At 45.5% G+C, this 20,631-nt stretch carries 14 protein-coding genes; 9 read left to right on the top strand and 5 right to left on the bottom strand.

The annotated features are described in order from the left end of the window. Positions 1-164: 164 nt before the first annotated feature. From K339_RS34960 to K339_RS0126700, 6 genes are all read left to right on the top strand, one after another. Complete coding sequence (locus K339_RS34960) at positions 165-2,360, top strand: peptidase domain-containing ABC transporter (protein WP_051398279.1); 2,196 nt, start codon at positions 165-167, stop codon at positions 2,358-2,360. A 4-nt stretch (positions 2,361-2,364) separates the two neighbouring features. Continuing rightward, positions 2,365-3,726: an HlyD family secretion protein gene (locus K339_RS0126720; RefSeq protein WP_028526339.1), complete on the top strand. Its 1,362-nt coding sequence runs from the start codon at positions 2,365-2,367 to the stop codon at positions 3,724-3,726. 13 nt (positions 3,727-3,739) lie between these two features. Further along, positions 3,740-5,167, top strand: a complete 1,428-nt coding sequence (locus K339_RS0126715) for a TolC family protein (protein ID WP_028526338.1) — start codon at positions 3,740-3,742, stop codon at positions 5,165-5,167. A 118-nt stretch (positions 5,168-5,285) separates the two neighbouring features. After that, positions 5,286-7,637: a glycoside hydrolase family 65 protein gene (locus K339_RS0126710; RefSeq protein ID WP_028526337.1), complete on the top strand. Its 2,352-nt coding sequence runs from the start codon at positions 5,286-5,288 to the stop codon at positions 7,635-7,637. A gap of 298 nt (positions 7,638-7,935) precedes the next feature. Then, entirely contained in the window at positions 7,936-9,837 is a 1,902-nt protein-coding gene (locus tag K339_RS0126705; RefSeq protein WP_028526336.1) for a S9 family peptidase, read from the top strand. A gap of 30 nt (positions 9,838-9,867) precedes the next feature. Next, on the top strand, positions 9,868-10,218 hold the full coding sequence (locus K339_RS0126700; protein ID WP_028526335.1) for a DUF2200 domain-containing protein: 351 nt from the start codon (positions 9,868-9,870) through the stop codon (positions 10,216-10,218). A gap of 57 nt (positions 10,219-10,275) precedes the next feature. Here K339_RS0126700 and K339_RS34955 read toward each other — a convergent pair whose 3' ends face one another. After that, positions 10,276-11,352, bottom strand: a complete 1,077-nt coding sequence (locus K339_RS34955; RefSeq protein ID WP_037301990.1) for a glycine zipper family protein — start codon at positions 11,350-11,352, stop codon at positions 10,276-10,278. Positions 11,353-11,904: 552 nt separating this feature from the next. Between K339_RS34955 and K339_RS36260 the strand changes: the two genes are divergently transcribed. After that, positions 11,905-17,166 carry an ExeM/NucH family extracellular endonuclease gene (locus tag K339_RS36260; RefSeq protein ID WP_051398277.1) on the top strand — a complete coding sequence of 1,754 codons (5,262 nt, stop codon included), beginning with the start codon at positions 11,905-11,907 and terminating at the stop codon, positions 17,164-17,166. An 82-nt stretch (positions 17,167-17,248) separates the two neighbouring features. Here K339_RS36260 and lgt read toward each other — a convergent pair whose 3' ends face one another. The 4 genes from lgt to K339_RS34945 all read right to left on the bottom strand — a co-directional run bounded on the left by lgt (position 17,249) and on the right by K339_RS34945 (position 19,885). Next, on the bottom strand, positions 17,249-18,106 hold the full coding sequence (gene lgt, locus K339_RS0126685; RefSeq protein ID WP_028526334.1) for a prolipoprotein diacylglyceryl transferase: 858 nt from the start codon (positions 18,104-18,106) through the stop codon (positions 17,249-17,251). Between the two features lie 19 nt (positions 18,107-18,125). Further along, positions 18,126-18,323, bottom strand: a complete 198-nt coding sequence (locus K339_RS0126680) for a hypothetical protein (protein ID WP_028526333.1) — start codon at positions 18,321-18,323, stop codon at positions 18,126-18,128. Next, positions 18,310-18,825 carry an RNA polymerase sigma factor gene (locus K339_RS0126675; RefSeq protein WP_051398276.1) on the bottom strand — a complete coding sequence of 172 codons (516 nt, stop codon included), beginning with the start codon at positions 18,823-18,825 and terminating at the stop codon, positions 18,310-18,312. The genes K339_RS0126680 and K339_RS0126675 overlap by 14 nt, the downstream gene beginning before the upstream one ends. A 100-nt stretch (positions 18,826-18,925) precedes the next feature. Further along, a complete protein-coding gene (locus tag K339_RS34945; protein WP_037302032.1) occupies positions 18,926-19,885 on the bottom strand; it encodes an alpha/beta hydrolase in 960 nt (319 codons plus the stop codon). A 149-nt stretch (positions 19,886-20,034) separates the two neighbouring features. Between K339_RS34945 and K339_RS0126665 the strand changes: the two genes are divergently transcribed. Next, positions 20,035-20,361, top strand: coding sequence for a rhodanese-like domain-containing protein (locus K339_RS0126665; RefSeq protein ID WP_028526331.1), 327 nt, complete (start codon positions 20,035-20,037; stop codon positions 20,359-20,361). A gap of 18 nt (positions 20,362-20,379) precedes the next feature. Next, a complete protein-coding gene (locus tag K339_RS0126660; protein WP_028526330.1) occupies positions 20,380-20,583 on the top strand; it encodes a DUF6132 family protein in 204 nt (67 codons plus the stop codon). Positions 20,584-20,631 lie beyond the last annotated feature (48 nt).

Raw genomic sequence — 20,631 nt, 5'->3', positions numbered from 1 at the left:
ACAAAATGGTCATACGAAAAGCAAAATGTGCATGCCTCATTGTCCTATTTTCGTCTTTGTTTGCCAAAATAGACCTATATTAGAATTGAGTTAGAATTAATTAATATTGGAACAAATATAACGGTCTATTGCTTTTTCAACTATCAACCCATCCAAGAAACCACATGAATTCGCAGTATATAAGGCAAATTGTAGAACAACTTGCCATTTCGACTGGGCAACCCGTTGTAACCCATCGAACGACTTACGATCAAGTCGAACAAACGTCTTCGTATTCAGGAACCGACATTCATCGGTTTATTGAAGACCTTCACCGAAGCGCGCGGCACAACAACCTCACGTTGGTCGTTAATTGCTTACCAAAGAATCAATTTGTTCCATTTATTGAATCGGCGACTCATCCCGTTCTTTATTTTGAAAAGCATAATTTGGGTCTAACGCCCGTGATTGTGGGTAAAGATGACCAAGGAACTCCCATTCTCTGGAGCCCCATCATCGAAAACCGCCCTCGCCATACCTCAACAGAGGTTTTATCTCCGCTAGTGTTTGAAAACCAGTCCGACACTTCCAAAAACGGACAAGTAATGTACATCACGGCTTTTCCGATGCAGCCTTTGGTGAGCGACGATAGCACGCTGAGTCAAACCGAGAACGAAATTCTCAGCCCCGTTCAGCGGTTGATACGTCTGCTACGCAACGAAAGCAAAGACATTGGATATATCTATTTTTATGCCGTAGTTGTCGGGCTCATCAGCCTTGTGTTACCCTTAGGTGTGCAAGCCATTTTTAGCTTGGTGTCGAGTGGTTCGGTGTTTAGCTCGGTTTATGTGCTGATGGGCTTGGTTGTACTGGGGCTTATCGGAAGTGGTATCATGCAAATCATCCAAGTGTCGCTGGTGGAAACCCTGCAAATGCGGATTTTTGCCAAAGCTGCCTTTGAGTTTACTTATCGTGTGCCGCGTCTGAAATACGAAGCCTTGCGTCAGGACAATCCTACGGAGCTTATGAATCGTTTTTTTGACGTATTAACCATTCAAAAATCGCTTCCTAAATTTTTGATTGAGCTTACCGCTGCTTTGTTACAAATCATTTTTGGTTTGCTTTTACTTTCGTTTTATCACCCTTTCTTTATTGCATTTAGCTTATTTGTCATTCTTATCTTCTTGGCCATCATCCGCATCAACGGACGTAAAGGACTGGAAACCAGCATCAAAGAATCAAAATACAAATACCGTGTGGTAGCTTGGCTCGAAGGAATGGCCAGTACTTTATTTTCCTTTAAAACCGCAGGAACTACCCAACTCCCCATTCAGCGCATGGACGGGCTCGTGACCAATTATCTTACCTATCGCAACAAACACTTCAAAATCTTACAAGGATTTTATTATTACTCGTTGGCGTTCAAAGTGGTTGTTATTGGTGGTTTGTTGATTTTGGGCACTTACCTGCTTGTCAACCGTCAAATCTCGTTGGGACAGTTTGTTGCCTCCGAAATCGTGATTGTGTTGTTGACAGCCGCCGTTGAAAAACTCCTTCTGAGTATCGACGTAGTTTTTGACCTTCTCACTGCCGTCGATAAACTAGGGTATGTTTCGGATTTAACGTTGGAAAAAGAAGGCGGTTTTCGCTTTTCAGCTACCCAATTCCCCAAAGGACTTGAGCTTAGAACGCGTAATTTAAGCTATACATACCCCGATGCTTCTCATCCCGCCATCAAAGGACTTTCAATGGATATTCAGCCTGGAGAGCGGGTTTGTTTGACAGGGCAAAACGGCTCGGGAAAGCACACGCTTCTGAAGTTACTTTCGGGCGTACTTACTGAGTATGAAGGCAGCCTTATTTACAACGGCATTTCGATGCGGGACTTAGACATTACTACCCTCCGAAACTACCTGAGCATGAACTTTCCCAACCAAGAAATTTTCGACGGGACTATCCTCGAAAATTTGACGATGGGACGCGCGGGAATCACGTTGGAACGCGTCAAAGATGCCTTAGAAAAGCTACACCTCACCGAAGAAATTGCGCAATTGCCCGATGGCCTTGCCACCTCTATCATTTCGGGAGGGCGTCATTTTTCACTAAGTTTTGTCACCAAAATCGCCCTTGCTCGTTGTTTGCTCACGCAGCCTAAATTACTTTTATATACCGATGCCCTTCGACAAATAGAACGCAGCGAACGCCTCCGAATCATTGAGTTTTTGACTGACCCCGCGCATGATTGGACGCTCGTGGTGCTTTCCAATGACCCCGCATTTATGGGCGCCTGCGACCGCGTTGTGGTCTTGGAAGAAGGCCAAATCTTGGCCGAAGGCCCTTACAAAACTGTATTAAAGCACGTTGCAACGCTCGAAAACTAAGACCATGCTCAATATCTCAAAACAGCGGGTCAATGTACCTGCCATCGAAAACGAAGTCAACTCACTTCATACCCTCCATTCCCCCAAAACAGCACGGATTGTATATCGCTGGATTTTGGGTATTGTCATTGTACTCATTCTGGTGATGTTTTTACCTTGGCAACAAAACATCAACGGAAAAGGCTACGTCACAGCACTTACACCCAAAGACCGTCCCCAAAACATCCAGAATGCCGTGGCGGGACAAATTCAGGAATGGCACGTTCGCGAGGGTGATTATGTCAAAAAAGGCGACACGCTTTTGACGATTTCTGAAATCAAAGACGATTATTTTGACCCCCAAGTGCTTGTCCGAACGCAAGAGCAAATTCAAGCCAAACAAGCGGCTATCAATGCTTACAATGCCAAAATTCAAGCCACTGACTCTCAAATTTCGTCGTTACGTCAAGGGCTTCAGTTAAGCCTTGAAAAAACCCGCAATAAATTGCTTCAAGCCCGCCTAAAAGTAAAGAGTGACAGCGCCGATTTTATCGCCATCAATCGTGGTTTTGACATTACCAAAGAACGCCTCGAACGCGGCGAAGCCATGTACAAAGACGGAACGATTTCGTTGGTTGACTTGGAGAGTCGTCGGGTGAAATTTCAAGAAGACCAAGCCAAATTAACATCTCAAAGCCAGAAATTGGCCATTTCTCGAAATGAGCTCATCAACGCACGCATCGAACTTAGTTCGGTTGAGGTTGATTATCAAAAAGACATTGCCAAATCATTTTCGGACCGTAGTACAGCGCTTTCAAGCCTCGCCGATGGGGAGTCAGAGTTATCAAAACTTAAAAACAAATACGAGAACATCCGCATTCGTCGTGAGCAATATGTGGTTCATGCTCCTCAAGCTGGCTACATCATCAAAACCCTCAAAGCGGGTATTGGTGAAACCATTAAAGAGGGAGAATCCATTGTTACGCTACAACCCGACAAGCCCGATTTAGCCGTAGAATTGTACATAAAAGCCATGGATTTGTCGCTCATCAAACCTGGACGCCACGTCCGGCTGGAATTTGACGGATGGCCCGCATTGCAGTTTTCGGGCTGGCCTGGTACTTCTGTCGGAACCTTTGGCGGAACGGTAGCCATTGTTGACCGCGTCAACAGTAAAAACGGCGAATACCGCCTCCTTATCAAGTCCGATCACGAAGGGAATGAAAACGACAAATGGCCCGATCAGCTACGCATTGGCTCTGGTGTAAACGGTTTTGTGATGCTCAAAGACGTCCCGATTTGGTGGGAAGTATGGCGTCAACTCAACGGTTTCCCGCCTGACTACCTCAGCGATATTTTACCTGCGGAAGAGAAGGAGAAAAAATAAAAAGTATAAATCGATGAAATTCGTCATAAAGTTATTTGTCGTCCTACTTTGCTGCGTGTTTTTTTTACCTACATGGGCACAGACCGACACAGGAAAGGTATTTTCTTACCGCGATTTTTATGAGTTGGTGACCAAAAACCACCCTGTATTGCGGCAAGCCAGTAACCTTTCTGACCAAGCCAAGGCTGAGTTGCTGATGGCAAAAGGAGGCTTTGACCCAAAACTCGAAGCCAGCTTTGACCGTAAATATTTTGATAACAAAGCTTATTTTAACTTTTGGGACAACCAACTCAAAGTACCTCTTTATTGGGGGGGAATTGATGTAAAAGCGGGTTTTGAACGAAACGTTGGCGACGTACTGGGAACCGATATTCGTACCCCACTAGATGGGCTCAGTTACGTAGGCTTCACCGTTCCTGTCTTGCAGCGGTTTGTTATCGACGAACGCCGCGCTACGCTTCAAAATGCCCGTTTGTTTCAAAACATGGCCGAAGTAGAACGCGTCAAATTGGTCAATAAATTGATACTTTCGGCTGCCAAAGAATACTGGACGTGGTACTTTGCGTACCGAAACTACGCCCTCGTCCAAGAATTTCACGATTTGGCCGTACAACGGTACGATTTGGTCAAAAAACGCGTAGCGCAAGGCGACTTACCCGCTGTGGATACCGCCGATGCCCAAGTTACGCTCCTCGACCGACGAATTATGCTCGACCAAGCCTTGGTGGATTTCCAAAACGCCCGACTTATTCTTTCCAATTATTTGTGGGATGATAACAATGGCCCGCGCGAGTTGCCCAACAATGCAGTTCCTCAGCTCAATCCTGCCCAACGCATTGATAACAACACACTTACCCAACTGCTGGACATTTCTCGACAAAAACATCCCGAAATCCAAAAGTTAGACATAAAAACCCAACAATTACGCATTGACGAGCGATTGGGAAGAGAAATGCTCAAGCCAAAATTTGACATTGGCCTATCGTCGCTCAACTATACCCACCGCTTTATTACAGGGCAAGAAATCCCTAAATCGACGGGACCATTTCCTGCTTTTTACAAGCTGAATGTTGATTTTTCGATGCCGTTGCTGTTTCGCAAAGAACGCGGCAAGCTCGAAACCATCCGCATCAAACAAGCTCAGAACAACCTCGAACTCCAGCAAGTACGCCGCGAAATCAACAACGACGTGCAGGCATCGTATAACGAAGTACTGAACCTTGAAAAACAGATTCAAAACCAGCAAGTTGCCATTGAACGCCAAGCCCAAGTGCTACGTGCCGACGAGCAGCGGTTTGCCATTGGAGAAACCCAATTGCTTCAGCTAAACATGCGCGAGTCGAAACTCAATGAACTGAAAGTGAAGCTCGAATCCATGAAATCGAAGTACGAAAAAGCCAAAGCCACGCTCCTATTTTCGGCAGGTTTGAGTGAGTGGTAAACACGAAAAGGTAACTCGCCACTAATTATTGAAAAAATCGTTATAAAAACCCTCGCCCGAAATGCCTAATTTTGGGGTTTGATTAAACATTTTCCCTAGTGGGTGGGCTCTTCTAACGATGAAAGATTACATAAAACACGACCCTTGGTGCATTATCGAGGAAGGATTTTATCCTGAATACAACGAAATCACCGAAAGTCTTACCAGCCTTGGCAACGGCCGCATGGGCCAACGAGGCAACTTTGAAGAACAATTTTCGGGCAAAACACTACTCGGAAACTACGTAGCGGGGGTTTTTTATCCCGATAAAACCCGCGTAGGTTGGTGGAAAAACGGCTATCCACGTTACTTTGCCAAAGTACTAAACGCTTGCAATTGGATTGGTATCAACGTTGACATTGAGGGCGAAACCCTCGATTTAGCTACGTGTACCGTCTCTGATTACTCGCGTGTGCTCAACATGAAAGAGGGTATTTTGGAACGTACTTTTGTGGCTACACTCGCCAGCGGTAAGCAGGTACGCGTTCAAGCACAGCGTTTTTGCAGCATCGTTGATGACGAAGCGGGAGCGATTCGCTATTCGGTGACGCCACTCAATTTCGACGGCATCATCACCCTGACGCCTTCGCTTGATGGCGATATTAGCAACAAAGACTCCAATTACGGCGAGAAATTTTGGGACGAAATCCACAAGGAAACGGCTTTCGGCGAAGCTTACCTTGAGATGCGGACCAAAGACACCCCGTTCAAAACGGAGTTGTTCAACGTATGTACAGGAATGAAAATTGACATTCTCGTAAACGGAGAAAGTGTTGATTTTCAAAATAAACCTGTTAAGTCTGCGAAATACGTTGCGTGCAAAATTGAGCTAAAAGCTAAAGCCAACGAAGAGATTACGTTGTACAAATATGCCGTTAATTTGGCTTCGTTGAACCACGCACTTGAAGACCTTCTTCCCAATGCCAAAGCCTACATCGCGCGCATTTCGGCCAAAGGTTTTGAGCAAATGAAAGCGGAGCAAGCGCAAGCATGGGCTGACCGTTGGGCTCAAAATGATATTATTATTGAGGGGGATTCGGACAGCCGCACTGATGCGGCCCAGCAAGGGATTCGTTTCAATATTTTCCAACTCGAACAAACTTACACGGGGGAGGATGCTCGCCTCAATATTGGGCCAAAGGGCTTTACGGGAGAAAAATACGGCGGAAGTACCTACTGGGATACGGAGGCGTACTGCTTGCCGTTTTACCTCGCAACAGCCGACCAAAAAGTGGCACGTAACCTCTTGGTGTACCGCCATAAACACCTCCAAAAAGCCATCGAAAATGCCGCAATGCTGGGATTTAACAACGGGGCAGCCTTGTACCCGATGGTAACTATGACGGGCGAAGAGTGCCATAATGAGTGGGAAATCACTTTCGAGGAAATCCACCGCAACGGCGCGATTGCCTACGCTATTCACGATTACATCCGCCACACGGGCGACGAAGGATATTTAGCTGAGTATGGGCTAGATGTGTTGGTCGGAATCGCTCGTTTCTGGGCACAACGGGTGAACTGGTCAGCAGACAAGAAAAAATACGTGATGCTGGGCGTGACGGGGCCTAACGAATACGAAAACAACGTCAACAACAACTGGTACACCAACTACCTCGCGGCTTGGTGTTTGCGCTATACGTTATCAGCAATCAACAGTCTGCAATCTGACATAAAAGAGCAAGTACTCGCAAAAGCAACTCCCCCATTGGGGTCGGACCCTCGCAGGGCTGGGGGGGCAGAAATGGCTAAATGGCAGCATATTGTGGACAATATGTACTACCCTTATGATGCTGAACGGCAGGTATTTTTGCAGCAAGATGGATTCTTGGACAAAGAACTTTTGACCGTTGACGACATCAAAGAACACCGTCCTATCAACCAAAAATGGTCGTGGGATCGCATTTTGCGGAGCTGTTTTATCAAACAAGCGGACGTATTGCAAGGGCTTTATTTCTTTGAAGAAGAGTTTGATACCGAAACCATCCGTCGCAATTTTGACTTCTACGAGCCAATGACCGTACATGAGTCGTCGTTGTCGCCTTGCGTACACGTGATTCAGGCCGCGAAATTGGGTTACAACGAAAAAGCGTACGAAATGTACCTCCGTACTTCCCGCCTCGACCTCGACGACTACAACAACGACACCGAAGACGGCCTTCACATCACAAGTATGGCGGGCACGTGGATGTCGGTGATTAAAGGGTTTGCGGGAATGCGTATTAAAGATGGTAAACTCGCATTTACACCGTTTTTACCCGAACAGTGGAAAGGTTATTCGTTTAGAATTGGTTTCCGTGGACAAGTAGTACGTGTAGCCGTCCGCCCCAACGAAGTGGAAGTGGAGAATCTTTCAACGCAACCGCTGAGTCTTGCCATCAACGGCACTGAAATCACGGTGGCGGCGCAGGCGAGCGAAGTTGTAAAAGGGTAAAACGTGTAATAAATAATGCGGATTTGTCACCCTGACGACAGGAAGGGCCTTAATCCGCTTAATCGTTTACTCAAATGCGCTACAAAAAAGCGGGGTCTGGCGACTCCGCTTTTTTTGTTACTCCACTTCGATATACAAGCCTCGGAGAGGCAAAACATTTGTAGGAATACAAGCGGCGGAAATAGATGCCTACGGCATGACAAAGTGGACTATCCTTATTTTTCCGACCCACAGCTTTTTTGGGCTTTCTCCATTCCCTCCCTATCTTTGGTTTTCAAACACTATCTTGAAAATCAGCATGAAAAATCTAAGTTTCATTGGACTACTCCTGTTGGGGATAACCGCCCAAGCCCAAACGTTGTTGACGCCCGAACAGCTCTGGAAACTGGGGCGCGTGAGTGGAAAAGGTATTTCTAAAGACGGGAAATCGGTCGTTTATAGCGTCAGTACGCCCAATATCGACGAAAACAAAAGTAGTAGCAAAACTTACGTTATTCCCATCGGCGGCGGAAATGCCTCACTCATTACCAACGTGGACGACTTGCTCGTCAATCCCAAAATTTCGCCCGACGGAAAGTTCAAAATCAGCAGTGAAGAAGTAAAAGTGATGAAAGTGACGGGCAAAGATGCTTACCCTCAGCTTTCAAAAAGTAATGTCCTGATTTATGACCAGCTCAATTACCGCCATTGGGATGAGTGGGAAGACGGTAAATTTGGACACGTAATGCTCACGCCTACAGGAGGCGGAGCGCCCAAAGACCTGATGGAGGGCGAACCGCATGACTGTCCGCTCAAACCCGACGGTGGTGACGAAGATTTTGTGTGGAGTCACGATGGGAAAAAGGTGGTGTACGTGACCAAGAAGAAATTCGGAACGGCTTACGCAATCAGTACCAATACCGATTTGTATGCGTACGATTTGGCTACAGGAACGACAACCAATCTGACCGAAGAAAATAAAGGCTATGACCTTCAACCTGCGTTTAACCGACAGGGGCAATTGGCGTGGTTACAAATGAAACGTGACGGGTATGAGTCTGATAAACAAGACATTATTGTAAGTAACGGTACTACAAAAATGAACCTCACCGCCCAGCGCGACGACTTACACGTGGACGGTTTTAAGTGGAGCGAAGATGGACGTAGCTTGTTTTTTACGGCCGCTACTAATGGTACCTCGCAGTTGTTTCAGGTGACTTACCCAGGGCTTACCAAAATGATGCCCATCATTACCCAAATTACCAAAGGGGATTTTGACGTAAATGGAATCATCGGACAAAGTGGAAATACGCTCGTAGTAAGTCGTGCGGATATGAACCACGCCAGCGAGCTCTACACCCTGAACATTTCGGATGGCACTATGACGCAATTGACCCACGTCAACGATGCTACTTACGCTACTTTGGGGATGTGCAAAACCGAACGCCGTTTTGTTAAAACCGTGGACGGAAAAAGTATGTTGGTATGGGTGATTTATCCGCCCAATTTTGACAAAAACAAAAAATACCCTGCTTTGCTTTACTGCCAAGGAGGCCCACAAAGCGCCTTAACGCAGTTTTATTCCTTTCGTTGGAATTTTCAATTGATGGCTTCCAATGGGTATATCGTCGTGGCCCCCAACCGACGTGGAATGCCTGGCCACGGTACGAAATGGAACGAACAAATCAGCAAAGACCACGGTGGCATTGTGATGCAAGATTACCTAGCAGCGATTGACAACGTGAGTAAAGAGCCGTTTGTCGATAAAAATCGGCTAGGTTGCGTGGGGGCGAGTTACGGAGGCTATTCTGCGTTTATGCTGGCAGGAATGCACAACAATCGTTTCAAATCGTTCATTGCCCACGATGGCATCTTTGATTTTCGCAGCATGTACGGCACGACCGAGGAGCTTTGGTTTCCGAATTTTGACTACGGCGGGCCGTACTGGGACACCAAAAATGCGGCAGCGCAGAAGTCGTACGCTCAATTTTCACCCAGTAATTTTGTGGCAAAATGGAACACACCTATTTTGATTTTTCACGGTGAAAAAGACTACCGAGTTCCGCTTGAGCAAGGCTTGCAAGCATTTCAAGCGGCGCAGCTGAGAGGCATTAAGAGTCGATTGGTGGTACTGCCCGAGGAAAATCACTGGGTACTCCACGCCCAAAACGCCCAAGTTTGGCAGAATGAATTCTTTCTATGGTTGAAGGAGACACTGTAAGGTGATTAAAAAGAAAAAAACTGAAGCAGCATGAATAATACCCGAGTGTATAAAATGGCCTTTGCGGGGGTGTATCCGCACTATGTACAGAAAGCCGAGAAAAAAGGACGTACGAAAGAAGAACTGCACCAAATCATCCATTGGCTAACGGGCTACGATGAAGACTCACTTAAAAAAGTGCTCGAAGAACGGGTGGATTTTGAAACGTTTTTTGCGCAGGCACCCCTTATGAACCCCAATGCTCATAAAATCACAGGGGTCATTTGTGGATACCGAATCGAAGACATTGAAGACCCTTTGATGCAACAAATTCGCTACCTTGACAAACTGGTGGACGAACTAGCGAAGGGAAAAGTCATGGAGAAGATTTTGCGGAAATAGAAAAACGTGTCCCGACATTATAGTATGTCGGGACACAAATGGCATTAAGACTCTAACTTAGCTCGCGATTTGCCAACTATAGCGCAGTTGATAGTGGCCTCCATGGTCGATGTAGTTCAACGTTTGAATGGGTGAGTTAGTGCTACCGTTAAAAGTCGCATTGATGCTTCCAAACTCGACAATCGCTACTTGAGGTGCAAAGGTATCATCTTGGATAAGTCCAACAATCCACTCCACCAAGGCACCCAAAATAAACCCTACCGCTGCCCCAACTACGATGCCAATAGGACCACCAACAGTACCACCAATCGCAGCACCCACTGCCGTCCCGATGGCACCACCTACGGCCGTAAAGACCAGTTGGAGTTTGTCTTTGATAGCATCGTAAAGGTCCTTGATAAAACTCGCAAAACCACCCCCGTCTTTTTCTGAAAGTGCTAAAAACACCGCAAAGCTTTTGGGAAATGTACCTGCTGAAGTAAAGGCAAATTGTTTGATGGTTTTGGCAGGATTGTACGATTTTACGTCGCCATCGTCAAAACCCCCACCCACAAAAACTTCACTAATGATAGATTCTTTTTTGGCGTCGTCGAGGGCAACTCCGCCCATGGCAATTTCATCACTTCCAGGCCATTCAGGATTTGTCTCATCCACACATTTAACCGAATGCACGTTAAATCGCAGTGATTTGTTGACCAGTGCTCCGCCCACATTGCCCAACAACTGCACTCCCAGGTACTTTTCCGTAAACTTCTGATAATACGCCTCATTGAAGGTCGTATTGACGAAGGCAAACTCGCTTTTGAGGTTCAGCTGCGCTGAGGCTATTTTCGTAGCCCGCAAATCAACTCCCTTTAAAACAGCAAAGCTGTGCAGCTCAGGTGCCATTAGGTTGGTCGTTTTTACGCGCGTTTCAAAAGCCGCTTTACGATTGGCGGGCATTTTAGCGATGCGGTTTGCAACTGCTGTCCCCGCTTTACTAGCCCCTTTTTTCATTTTAAATACAGTTGGCTGAGAGCGCACCTGAAGCTCTTGCAAAATTTCCAGTTTGAGGATGTCGGTCACTTTTTTAACCAATGAGTTAAATACCTGATCATCCAAGGTTGCAGCATTTCCTAATCGAATTGTTTCCATACTCGTTGACAAAAGAGTTAAAGGTGAAAGGAAATAAACGTTGAGAATTCTCTCTGCAAAGGTCACTGATAACCTCCTAAATTTTTAGAGTGGAAATACGGAAAATAAAAAATGCGTTTTTTTACCTAATAACCCGTTTTTATTTTTACTAATTACGGAAAACCACTTACGTATATTTACTGATAATCAATACATTAAAATAAAAAAACGAAACATATTTTTTCCTAATTAAACATACACAAAGCAGTAAAAATCGCCATGCAGCGAAAAGAACCTTTTTTACCAATGTTTATATTTTTATAAATGGTTGATTTTTTCAAAGAATATTGAATAAAAGGAATAAATTAAGACTTCCTTTTGGGTACTTTTTTGCAAATATGCTACGTATATATCTCAAAAGTGCGCATAACCTGTTGTATATTTGGGATGTTCTATAGAAAAGTGCGCCATCCCAAATATAACATTTTGGTAATGTCGTAGTGGGTAATTTCGTGGCCAGCTTAGTTCACCAACATTGAATCATTTCTCACATACAAAAACCAATTTATAATTATGCTTCAACATTTACACCGTTATTCATCCCGTTTTTTCAGGCACGTTATTCCACTCTTATTTTTGCTTTGTGCAGGGCAGTTTGCCCAAAGCCAAGTCGTTATCAGTCAAGTATATGGAGGCGGAGGAAATTCGGGCGCTACTCTAACGAATGACTTCATTGAGTTGTTCAATTCAGGAAGTACAACCGTTGATTTAACGAATTATTCTATTCAATACGCAAGTTCAGGTGGCAACTTTACATTCCGAACTAACCTTTCTGGTTCAATTGCCCCAGGCAAATACTATCTAATTCAGCAAGCGCAGGGAAGCGGTGGAACAGTATCCCTACCAACACCTGATGCAACGGGAACGATTGCCATGTCGGCAACGGCTGGGAAAGTTGCCTTAGTAAATTCTACAACCAACTTGGGATGCGGTGGAAGCACTTCATGTAGTGTCGATCAGTTAGCTTTAATCTTAGATTTAGTTGGATTTGGCTCAGGCGTAAATTTATATGAAGGTTCAGGAGCCACACCTGCTCCAAGTAATGCCAATGCAGTGGCACGTAAATCAAATGGCTGCGTTGATAACAATAACAACGCAGCTGATTTTGTAGCAGGTTCACCCAATCCACGCAACAGCTCAAGTGCTGCCAATAACTGTACTATCCCCAATCTAACCATCAACGATGCCATCGTTGTCGAAGGAGATGCAGGTACTAAACTAATGACGTTTACGGTTAGCCTATCGCGTCCAGCCCCTGCTGGGGGAGTTACTTTTGACATTGTTACTGCCAATAACACCGCAACAACTGCTAACAACGATTATGTGGCTTTGTCCCTGACGAGCCAAACAATCGCAGAAGGCGCAACGAGTAAATCGTTTGACATTACAATCAATGGAGATACGGAGGCTGAACCTACAGAAACATTCTATGTGAACATTACCAATGTTTCGGCAAATGCTAACATGACTGATTTGCAAGGTATGGGGACAATTATAAGCGACGACGTTGATTGTTCGTCCCCAACAAAAATCTCTGCTATTCAAGGGACAGGAACAAGTGCGGCGTTGACAGGCACTCAAGTAATTCGTGGGATAGTCATTAGTGACTTCCAAAACACTAGTGGTGATACCCGACTGGGTGGTTTCTATGTTCAAGAAGAAGATGCTGACCAAGACGCCGACCCTGCTACTGCAGAAGGTATTTTTGTGTTTGAAGGAACGGGAACAACCTACCGCGATGTCAACGTAGGTGATTTGGTGTGTATTTCTGGAACTGTGGCCGAATATACCTCGGGAACGGCCAGTAGCCTCACCCAATTGACGAACCCAATTATTTCAATCGTTAGCTCAGGCAATGCGTTACCCACGCCTGTCACTGTAGAATTACCCATCGCCAATGCCTCCGATTGGGAACGCTATGAAAGTATGCGCGTGGTTGTTAAAGCTGCGTCGGGTAACCTAGCCGTTACGGACAATTACACCCTTGGTCAATACGGTCAGTTGACGCTTTCATCGGGCGGAGGCAACAACCAACCTGGCACCGATGCTCGCCTTGACCAATATACGCAATTCAACACTCCGAGTACCGCAGGCTACGCGGCTCACGAAGCCGAAAATGCCAAGCGTATCATTATTTTGGATGATGGCCGCAGTGGCTCTTATCCCGACCCTATCATTTTTGGTAGAGGTGGAAATCCATTGAGTGCTTCAAATACACTCCGTACGGGCGATGAAATCAATGAAGTGGCTGGCGTACTCGATCACCGTTTTGAAGGGTATCGCATTCAAACGTTAACAAGCCCCAACTTTACAGCGACAAATGCTCGTCCTGCTACTCCTCCTTCGTTGGGAGCTGCGACGCTTAAAGTAGGAAGTGCCAATATTCTCAATTACTTTAATGGCAATGGCGCTGGAGGAGGATTCCCGACTTCGCGCGGTGCTGATAATTTGAATGAATTTAACCGTCAACGGGACAAAATCATCAACGGAATCGTAACAAGCGGTGCTGATGTGGTTGGTTTGATGGAGCTAGAAGACGATGGCAGTGTTTCAACAAGTGCAATCCAAGACCTTGTGAATGGCCTAAACGCCGTCACTGCAAGTGGCACGTATGAATTTGTTAACTCAGGTGATATTTCAACCGACCAAATTACGGTTGGTATGATTTACAAACCTGCAGCGGTAGAATTATTAGATAAAGCAGCCATTCCACTAAGCTATGGTTCGGGCTCATACGTTCCTGTTGGCCGTAGTTCTTTGGCACAAACCATTCGTCAAAAATCAAACGGCGCAATTTTTACGTTGGTTGTCAACCACTTCAAGTCTAAAGGTTCAAGCTCTAATCAGCCAGGTGATGGTGATGCCATCGACGGGCAAGGTTTCTCCAATGGCACTCGTACCCGCCAAGCTCAAGATTTATTAGCTTGGTTAGCGACAAAACCAACAAACACCAACGACCCCGATTATTTACTCATTGGTGACTTTAATGCGTATGCCAAAGAAGACCCAATGACCGCTCTCGCTACGGGAGGTTATACCAACTTGTTGAGTCCTACTTCTTATTCTTATTTGTTTGGAGGAGAGTTTGGTTCATTAGACCATGCAGTAGGAAACGCTTCGATAGCAGGCCAAGTAACAGGCGCAGAAAAATGGCACATCAATGCCGACGAGCCCACATCTTTGGATTACAACACTGAAAACAAAACGGCAGGCCAACAAACAAGTTTGTACAGCAATGATGTTTTCCGCTCTTCAGATCACGATCCAATTCTTATCGGATTAAACCTTTGTGCCGACCCAACGATTGCCCTTTCGTCGGCAGTAGGTAGCAATGTACAAACCCTTTGTGCAACGACGGCCATCACACCAATCACCTACGCCATCGGTGGCGGTGGAACGGGTGCGACCGTAACAGGTCTCCCTGACGGCGTAACGGGAAGTTTTAACGCAGGGGTCTTTACCATTAGTGGCAGTCCAACCACCGCTGTGGGTAGTCCGTTCAATTATACCGTAACTACTGCGGGCGGTTGTTCTCCAGCAGTCACTGCTACAGGAACTATTACCGTCAACCCAGTTCATACATTGACGCTTACTTCGGCGAGTGCTACAGAAAACCAAGTTATTTGTTTAGAAGGTTCTATTACACCCATTACTTACACATTAGGAGGTGGAGCCACGAACGCTACAGTAACTGGTTTACCTGACGGCGTCACAAGCCTGCTCAGTGGAAACTTACTTACCATTAGCGGTACACCTGCTAATAGTGGTAGCTCAAATTACAGCATCGTGACTACGGGCAATACTTGTGCCGTTGCAAATGGCGCTGGTACGATTAAAGTAAATACCAAGCCTTCCGTGGCGATTTCTTACGTGGGCATTCCATTGGAAGAAGGTAAAACACTCGAACTTTGTGACGCTGACAGTAATCCTGTTAACAGTTTGCAGTTTTCGGTTTCAACAGCTTGCGTTTCGGGTTCAACGTTTTGGCGCGTTCAGGTGGGTAGCGGAGCTTGGGGGGATTGGTCAACCACAGCCCCTGTGTCTCAACCGTCTAACGGTCAACCCCACCGCTATCAAGCGGCTTGTTCGGACGTGACTTGTACAACAACCGTGACAGGAACGTACACCTTGACCATCAACTACCGCGCTGCTGTTCCGCAAAATGTATCTTTGCTAGTAGATGGAGTAACCGTAGCCGCTGGCGAGACGAAAGAAGTCTGTAGTACTTCAACCAACGCGCTCACATTCAACGCGACTTGCGGCACGGGCGAAATCATTCTTTATTCGGTCGATGGTGGCGAATATAGCACTGTCACCCCTCAAGCATTGATTGACAATCAGTTTCACAACTACCGCGTCCGTTGCCGCCAAGCTGGTGGAACTGGTTCTTGCGTCGAAAGCGAATCTGGAGTAATGCGCTTAAAATTAGTGACCATCCCAGCCGCTCCTACAGCATCATTATCTGCCACAGGAAGTTGCAATTCTTCTGCAAGCTTCAGTGGTCAGTCAACTTGTGGTAGCTTAAAAACCATTTGGTACAATGCTACTACCAATACCGCATTGCCCAACTTACCTACCACAGTTCCTACCGAAACTACTTCTTATTATGCCCGTTGTCAAACCGAAAACGGCTGTATAAGTGAGAAAAGTAACGTAGTCACATTTACAGTGTCGCCTACTCAGATTGCCCCTGTAGTTACTGCATCTCAGCAGATTGTGTGTATGGGAACGTCCGTAACTATATCAGCCAACTGCCCAGCGGGAAGTACTACTTCTTGGAATACTGGAGTGACTACGCCAAGTTTTGAGGTCTCTTTTAACAATGTAACCAAACAAACCTACTGGGCGAAATGTATCTTTGAAGGAGGATGCCAAAGTGCCGAAAGCGCACGAATCGACGTTTACTGGAATGCTTTCGTGGTAACACTCATCAACATTGGAGAGTCGAAATCGGCCGTTAAAACCAACGACCGTTCGGCATGGACGAGCCAGTTTATCACACGAGACGGCGGTCCAGAACTGGAACAAAGTACGCAGCAAAACCCGACTTTGTATTTTGTGGAAAATGCCAATAAAATCGCGCCCCGCTACTGGACCATCAATGTGGAAGCTTGCGGCTTAGGAACAGATGGCTCGTTGACGTTTGATATGTTAGCAACTCCTGAAATGGGCGTGGTTCGTTCGTTTAACACCCACGAAAACAATGCCCCTTATTTTATGTACGCCAACCGCGAGGGCTGGACCGAACTTTATGCCCAAAACCACCCTGCCTATGGATTCTACCAAGACAATGGAAGCGGCCAAAACATGTATGACGCAGGTTTACCAAAAGGATTGTATAAGTTAGGTATTCGCTATTGGGATATGAAAGGCTGGGGAAGTATTTACCCCGCCACCCGTAAGGCCCAAGGCAACGTGCTTGCTTACCAAGAATATTGGTTCCGTATCCAATCGAAAGATGGTGTAGGTATTGGGGCAGCGAGAGCAGCGACGGATTTAGATCCCTACGGGATGACAAACGGGGCTTTTGCAATGGTGATGCCTAACCCAATCTCAAACGTTCTTCGCTTAAAAGTGCAAAATAGCAAAGGGCAATCGGTGCAAACCATCTTGACGGACGTTACAGGCCGTGAAGTGTTAAGTCGCTCGTTTGTGGCTGAAACTCACGCGCACTTAGAAGAGATGGAAACCAAAGGACTCGAAACGGGCGTTTATCTTTTGAAAGTTTCTACTTCGGACAAGCACACTACACTTAAAGTAGTGAAGCTTCCGTAAGCCAAAGTAATAGATGTTTTCAACAAAAAAGTCCCGCCGAAGCGGGGCTTTTTTGTTGCCTTGACCCAAACTACAATTTGGGTCAAAATCGGTTTTGCGTCTCTGACGCAGCAGTCACTCGTCGCTTCTGGGCATAAACCAGCACAAAGAAACCCATCAAAATAGCTGGCAGACTGAGCCATTGTCCCATATTAATAACCATCTCATTTTCAAAATTTTCCTGTGAGTTTTTAAGAAATTCGACCATAAAACGAAAGCCAAAAAGCAACACCAAAAACAACCCTAAAATAATCCCTTCTGACAGCACTTGCCTTTTTTGTTTCCATAAATAAAAAGTCAATGCGAATAAAAATAGGCAGAAAAAGGCTTCGTAGAGTTGGGTAGGATGGCGGGGAACGAGGGGCAATAAGCGAAAGTCGGTTTCGTGGACAAAAACAAACCCCCAGGGCACGTCCGTAGGTTTGCCATAAATTTCGGAATTGAACAAATTTCCAGTTCGAATCAATGCTCCACCCAATGCAACCGCAATGACTACCCGATCGGCCAACCATAAAAACGAAGGATTGTCTGCCTTCCGACTATAAAGAATCAAGGCCAATACAATGGAAATTATAGCCCCGTGGCTGGCCAACCCGAAGAATGGTAGGCTGATTAACGATAATAACCATTCCTTAGGTTGAGAAAAAAGAAGCTCCCATTCGTAAAACAAATAATGCCCCAAACGAGCACCGATGACGGTAGCAACTGCCACATAAACTAACAACGAATCCGCTTTGGTCGTATCCACTTTTTCGGTTTGAAAAATGAAAGTTATCAGCGATTTTCCTACCAAAAAGCTAAAAGCAAACAACAAACTGTACCAATGAATCGGGAAAGTCTTTCCCAAAAGGTCAATAGTGATGAGGTCGGGATGAATATCCCAAATGATATATACCAACATGTAAAAAAGGGTTATATGTTTAACAACCAGAAGTAATGCCCATCAGAAAACAACTTACGCAAAAGTGAAGCAAAGGCCGTTGGGCTCTTTGGTACCAAAGCACTGGCGCGGGGCGGGTTTGGATGAGTTGCGAAAGCTCCGAAGCGCTCCACTCCGACTGGTCATTTACCTGCGTTTTGTAAGACTCCCACAGTGGTTTTAATTCATCTAAATTCATGGCCATTGGTTTTTAAAAGCCGTTCGAGTTTCACTTTAATTCGATTGATTCTGGTACTGACATTGGTGCGGCTCAAGGTCAAAATACTTGCGATTTCGTCGTAGCTATATTCTTCCAAATAAAGCGTAATGATGGCCTTATCCAAATCGGAAAGTTGCTCAATCGCCCCGTAAAGTTCTTGGGTAGCTTGCGTTAGTTCGAGTGAACTTGTTGCCTCCGAAATCTGATACACATCGTCCGAATAAGGTTCATTTTTCGGGCGCGCCTTATCCTTTCTCAACTTCGTAAAGATGGTATTAAGCGCAATTCGGTAAATCCAAGTGGATTCTTTCGACTGGTTTTTAAACGAAGGAAATGACTTCCAAAGCTGAAGAACGATTTCCTGAAACATGTCTTTTCGGTCTTCGCTTTGGGAAAAATAGAGGCCGCAAAGGCTATGAATTAGCTTTTGCTGGGTAGTGATTAGCCGTAAAAATTCTTCCTGCAACGAAACTTTTGCCACAACAATAAAGGCTTAATGTGTTTTGAAGTATTAGTTGCAAGAAGTGCTATAAAAGTCACACGTTGTCAAAAATATTCACGTGTGCTCCTCCGTTTTATGCCTAATTTTTGGGTTCGAGCAGCCCCATTCCTTCCATCCATGCTTGGCAGCCGTCGGGCCAATGTTTGACTGAGCCTTTTTGTTTTTTGCCCAAACCAAAACCATGCCCACCGTTTTCATAGACCAAAATCGAAGCAGGAATTTTATATTTTCTTAGGGCATCGTAGTACATCAAGCTGTTTTCTACGGGTACACCTTTGTCGTCGGTGGCATGTACCAAAAGCGTAGGAGGCGTTTTCTCACTCACCTGCTTTTCGCTAGAATAATATTCCATTTGTTCGGCAGACGGGTTTTTACCCAACAACAATTCAAACGAACCTGCGTGTTTGAAAGGCCCCGAACTAATAACTGGATAGATTAAAATTGAGAAATTGGGCTTGCATATTTCGGCATTGGGGAGGTTTTTTAACCCTGTCATCGAGGGTGCTGATTGCCAATGCGTACTTACGGTTGAGGCCAAATGCCCCCCTGCCGAAAAACCCATGATGCCAATGCGATTGGGGTCAACTTTGTATTTGGTAGCATTGGTACGCACCAATTGCATGGCTTTGAGCGCATCTTGGAGCGCTACTTCGTGTTTGTTGGCCCAAAGTGCATCGTCAGGCAATCGGTATTTTAACACAAACGCAGTTACCCCAAAACTATTAAACCACTGCGCCACGTCCACACCCTCGTGGCCAGAGGCTTCGATGCGATACCCCCCACCTGGGCAAATTACCACGGCTGCACCCGTCGGCTTTTCGGGCATATAGACCGACAGCGTGGGTAGCACAATGTTGCTAATGCGCAAAACTCCGTCATTTCCGACTTCGATTTTTTCCTGAATGCTACGATTTTTTAGGTCATTGGGAATTTGTCCATCGGGCCAAAGAGGAATGACGGTTTGAGAACGCGACATAGTACAACTGAAAAAGAGAGCTATAAGACCAAAAACAAAACGCAAAGATAAGGCGGATTTCATGGGGTTTGTGTTTTTTTCGTTCGAGTTTAACATTGCTCTAAGTTTATTTTAGCACGATTTCTACTCATGTGTAACAAATATCACGCTTTTCGCCTGTTTTCTTCCTGACCTTTGTACCATACATTCATAATCTTAAACACCTCAAAGCCATGTTTAGCTTTTTTAAAACCAAGAAAAATTACGAAAACGTAAACGCTTCTACGTTCAAACAATTACTATCAGAAACGCCTAACGCCGCAATAATCGACGTAAGAACAGCCGCCGAAGTACGTTCAGGAGCCATCAAAGGGGCGATAAACATCGACCTAATGAGAATGGATTTTCAACAAAACATTGCTAAATTGGATAAAACCAAAACATATTTTGTTTATTGCCGTAGTGGTAATCGCAGCGGTCAAGCCTGCCAACTGATGGGTGATATGGGCTTTGAAAAGGTCTATAACCTCTCGGGAGGAATGATGAGTTGGCCTTATTAAACAACGAAGAAACCGTTTATGAAGAAGTTAAGTAACCTCAACTGGGCGTGGATTGGCGCGAGCGTCGGGGCCATCGCTGGCTATTGGTATTGGAAAGAAATCGGCTGCGTCACTGGCACTTGCCCCATCAAATCGCAGTGGCAAACCATGGTGCCGTATGGTACGCTCATGGGGTATTTGGGTACTGATTTGCTCCAATCTTTCTTTAAGCCCAAAGGATAAAATTTACTATTTCCAGATTAGTTTTTATACGAAACAGCCCGTCGGCAA

This window comes from Runella limosa DSM 17973 (assembly GCF_000482465.1).
GTDB classification, from domain to species: domain Bacteria; phylum Bacteroidota; class Bacteroidia; order Cytophagales; family Spirosomataceae; genus Runella; species Runella limosa.
The sequence above is the reverse complement of the archived record's forward strand: the minus strand, read 5'-3'. Positions and strand labels throughout refer to the sequence as shown.

Excerpts from the sequence above, each read along its gene's own strand:
- K339_RS0126665 (WP_028526331.1), top strand. The coding sequence starts at position 20,035 with ATGTTTAGCTTTTTTAAAACCAAGAAAAATTACGAAAACGTAAACGCT.
- K339_RS0126720 (WP_028526339.1), top strand. The coding sequence starts at position 2,365 with ATGCTCAATATCTCAAAACAGCGGGTCAATGTACCTGCCATCGAAAAC.
- K339_RS0126660 (WP_028526330.1), top strand. The coding sequence starts at position 20,380 with ATGAAGAAGTTAAGTAACCTCAACTGGGCGTGGATTGGCGCGAGCGTC.
- K339_RS0126710 (WP_028526337.1), top strand. The coding sequence starts at position 5,286 with ATGAAAGATTACATAAAACACGACCCTTGGTGCATTATCGAGGAAGGA.
- K339_RS34960 (WP_051398279.1), top strand. The coding sequence starts at position 165 with ATGAATTCGCAGTATATAAGGCAAATTGTAGAACAACTTGCCATTTCG.
- lgt (WP_028526334.1), bottom strand. The coding sequence starts at position 18,106 with ATGTTGGTATATATCATTTGGGATATTCATCCCGACCTCATCACTATT.
- K339_RS0126705 (WP_028526336.1), top strand. The coding sequence starts at position 7,936 with ATGAAAAATCTAAGTTTCATTGGACTACTCCTGTTGGGGATAACCGCC.
- K339_RS0126700 (WP_028526335.1), top strand. The coding sequence starts at position 9,868 with ATGAATAATACCCGAGTGTATAAAATGGCCTTTGCGGGGGTGTATCCG.
- K339_RS34945 (WP_037302032.1), bottom strand. The coding sequence starts at position 19,885 with ATGAAATCCGCCTTATCTTTGCGTTTTGTTTTTGGTCTTATAGCTCTC.
- K339_RS0126715 (WP_028526338.1), top strand. The coding sequence starts at position 3,740 with ATGAAATTCGTCATAAAGTTATTTGTCGTCCTACTTTGCTGCGTGTTT.
- K339_RS36260 (WP_051398277.1), top strand. The coding sequence starts at position 11,905 with ATGCTTCAACATTTACACCGTTATTCATCCCGTTTTTTCAGGCACGTT.
- K339_RS0126680 (WP_028526333.1), bottom strand. The coding sequence starts at position 18,323 with ATGAATTTAGATGAATTAAAACCACTGTGGGAGTCTTACAAAACGCAG.
- K339_RS34955 (WP_037301990.1), bottom strand. The coding sequence starts at position 11,352 with ATGGAAACAATTCGATTAGGAAATGCTGCAACCTTGGATGATCAGGTA.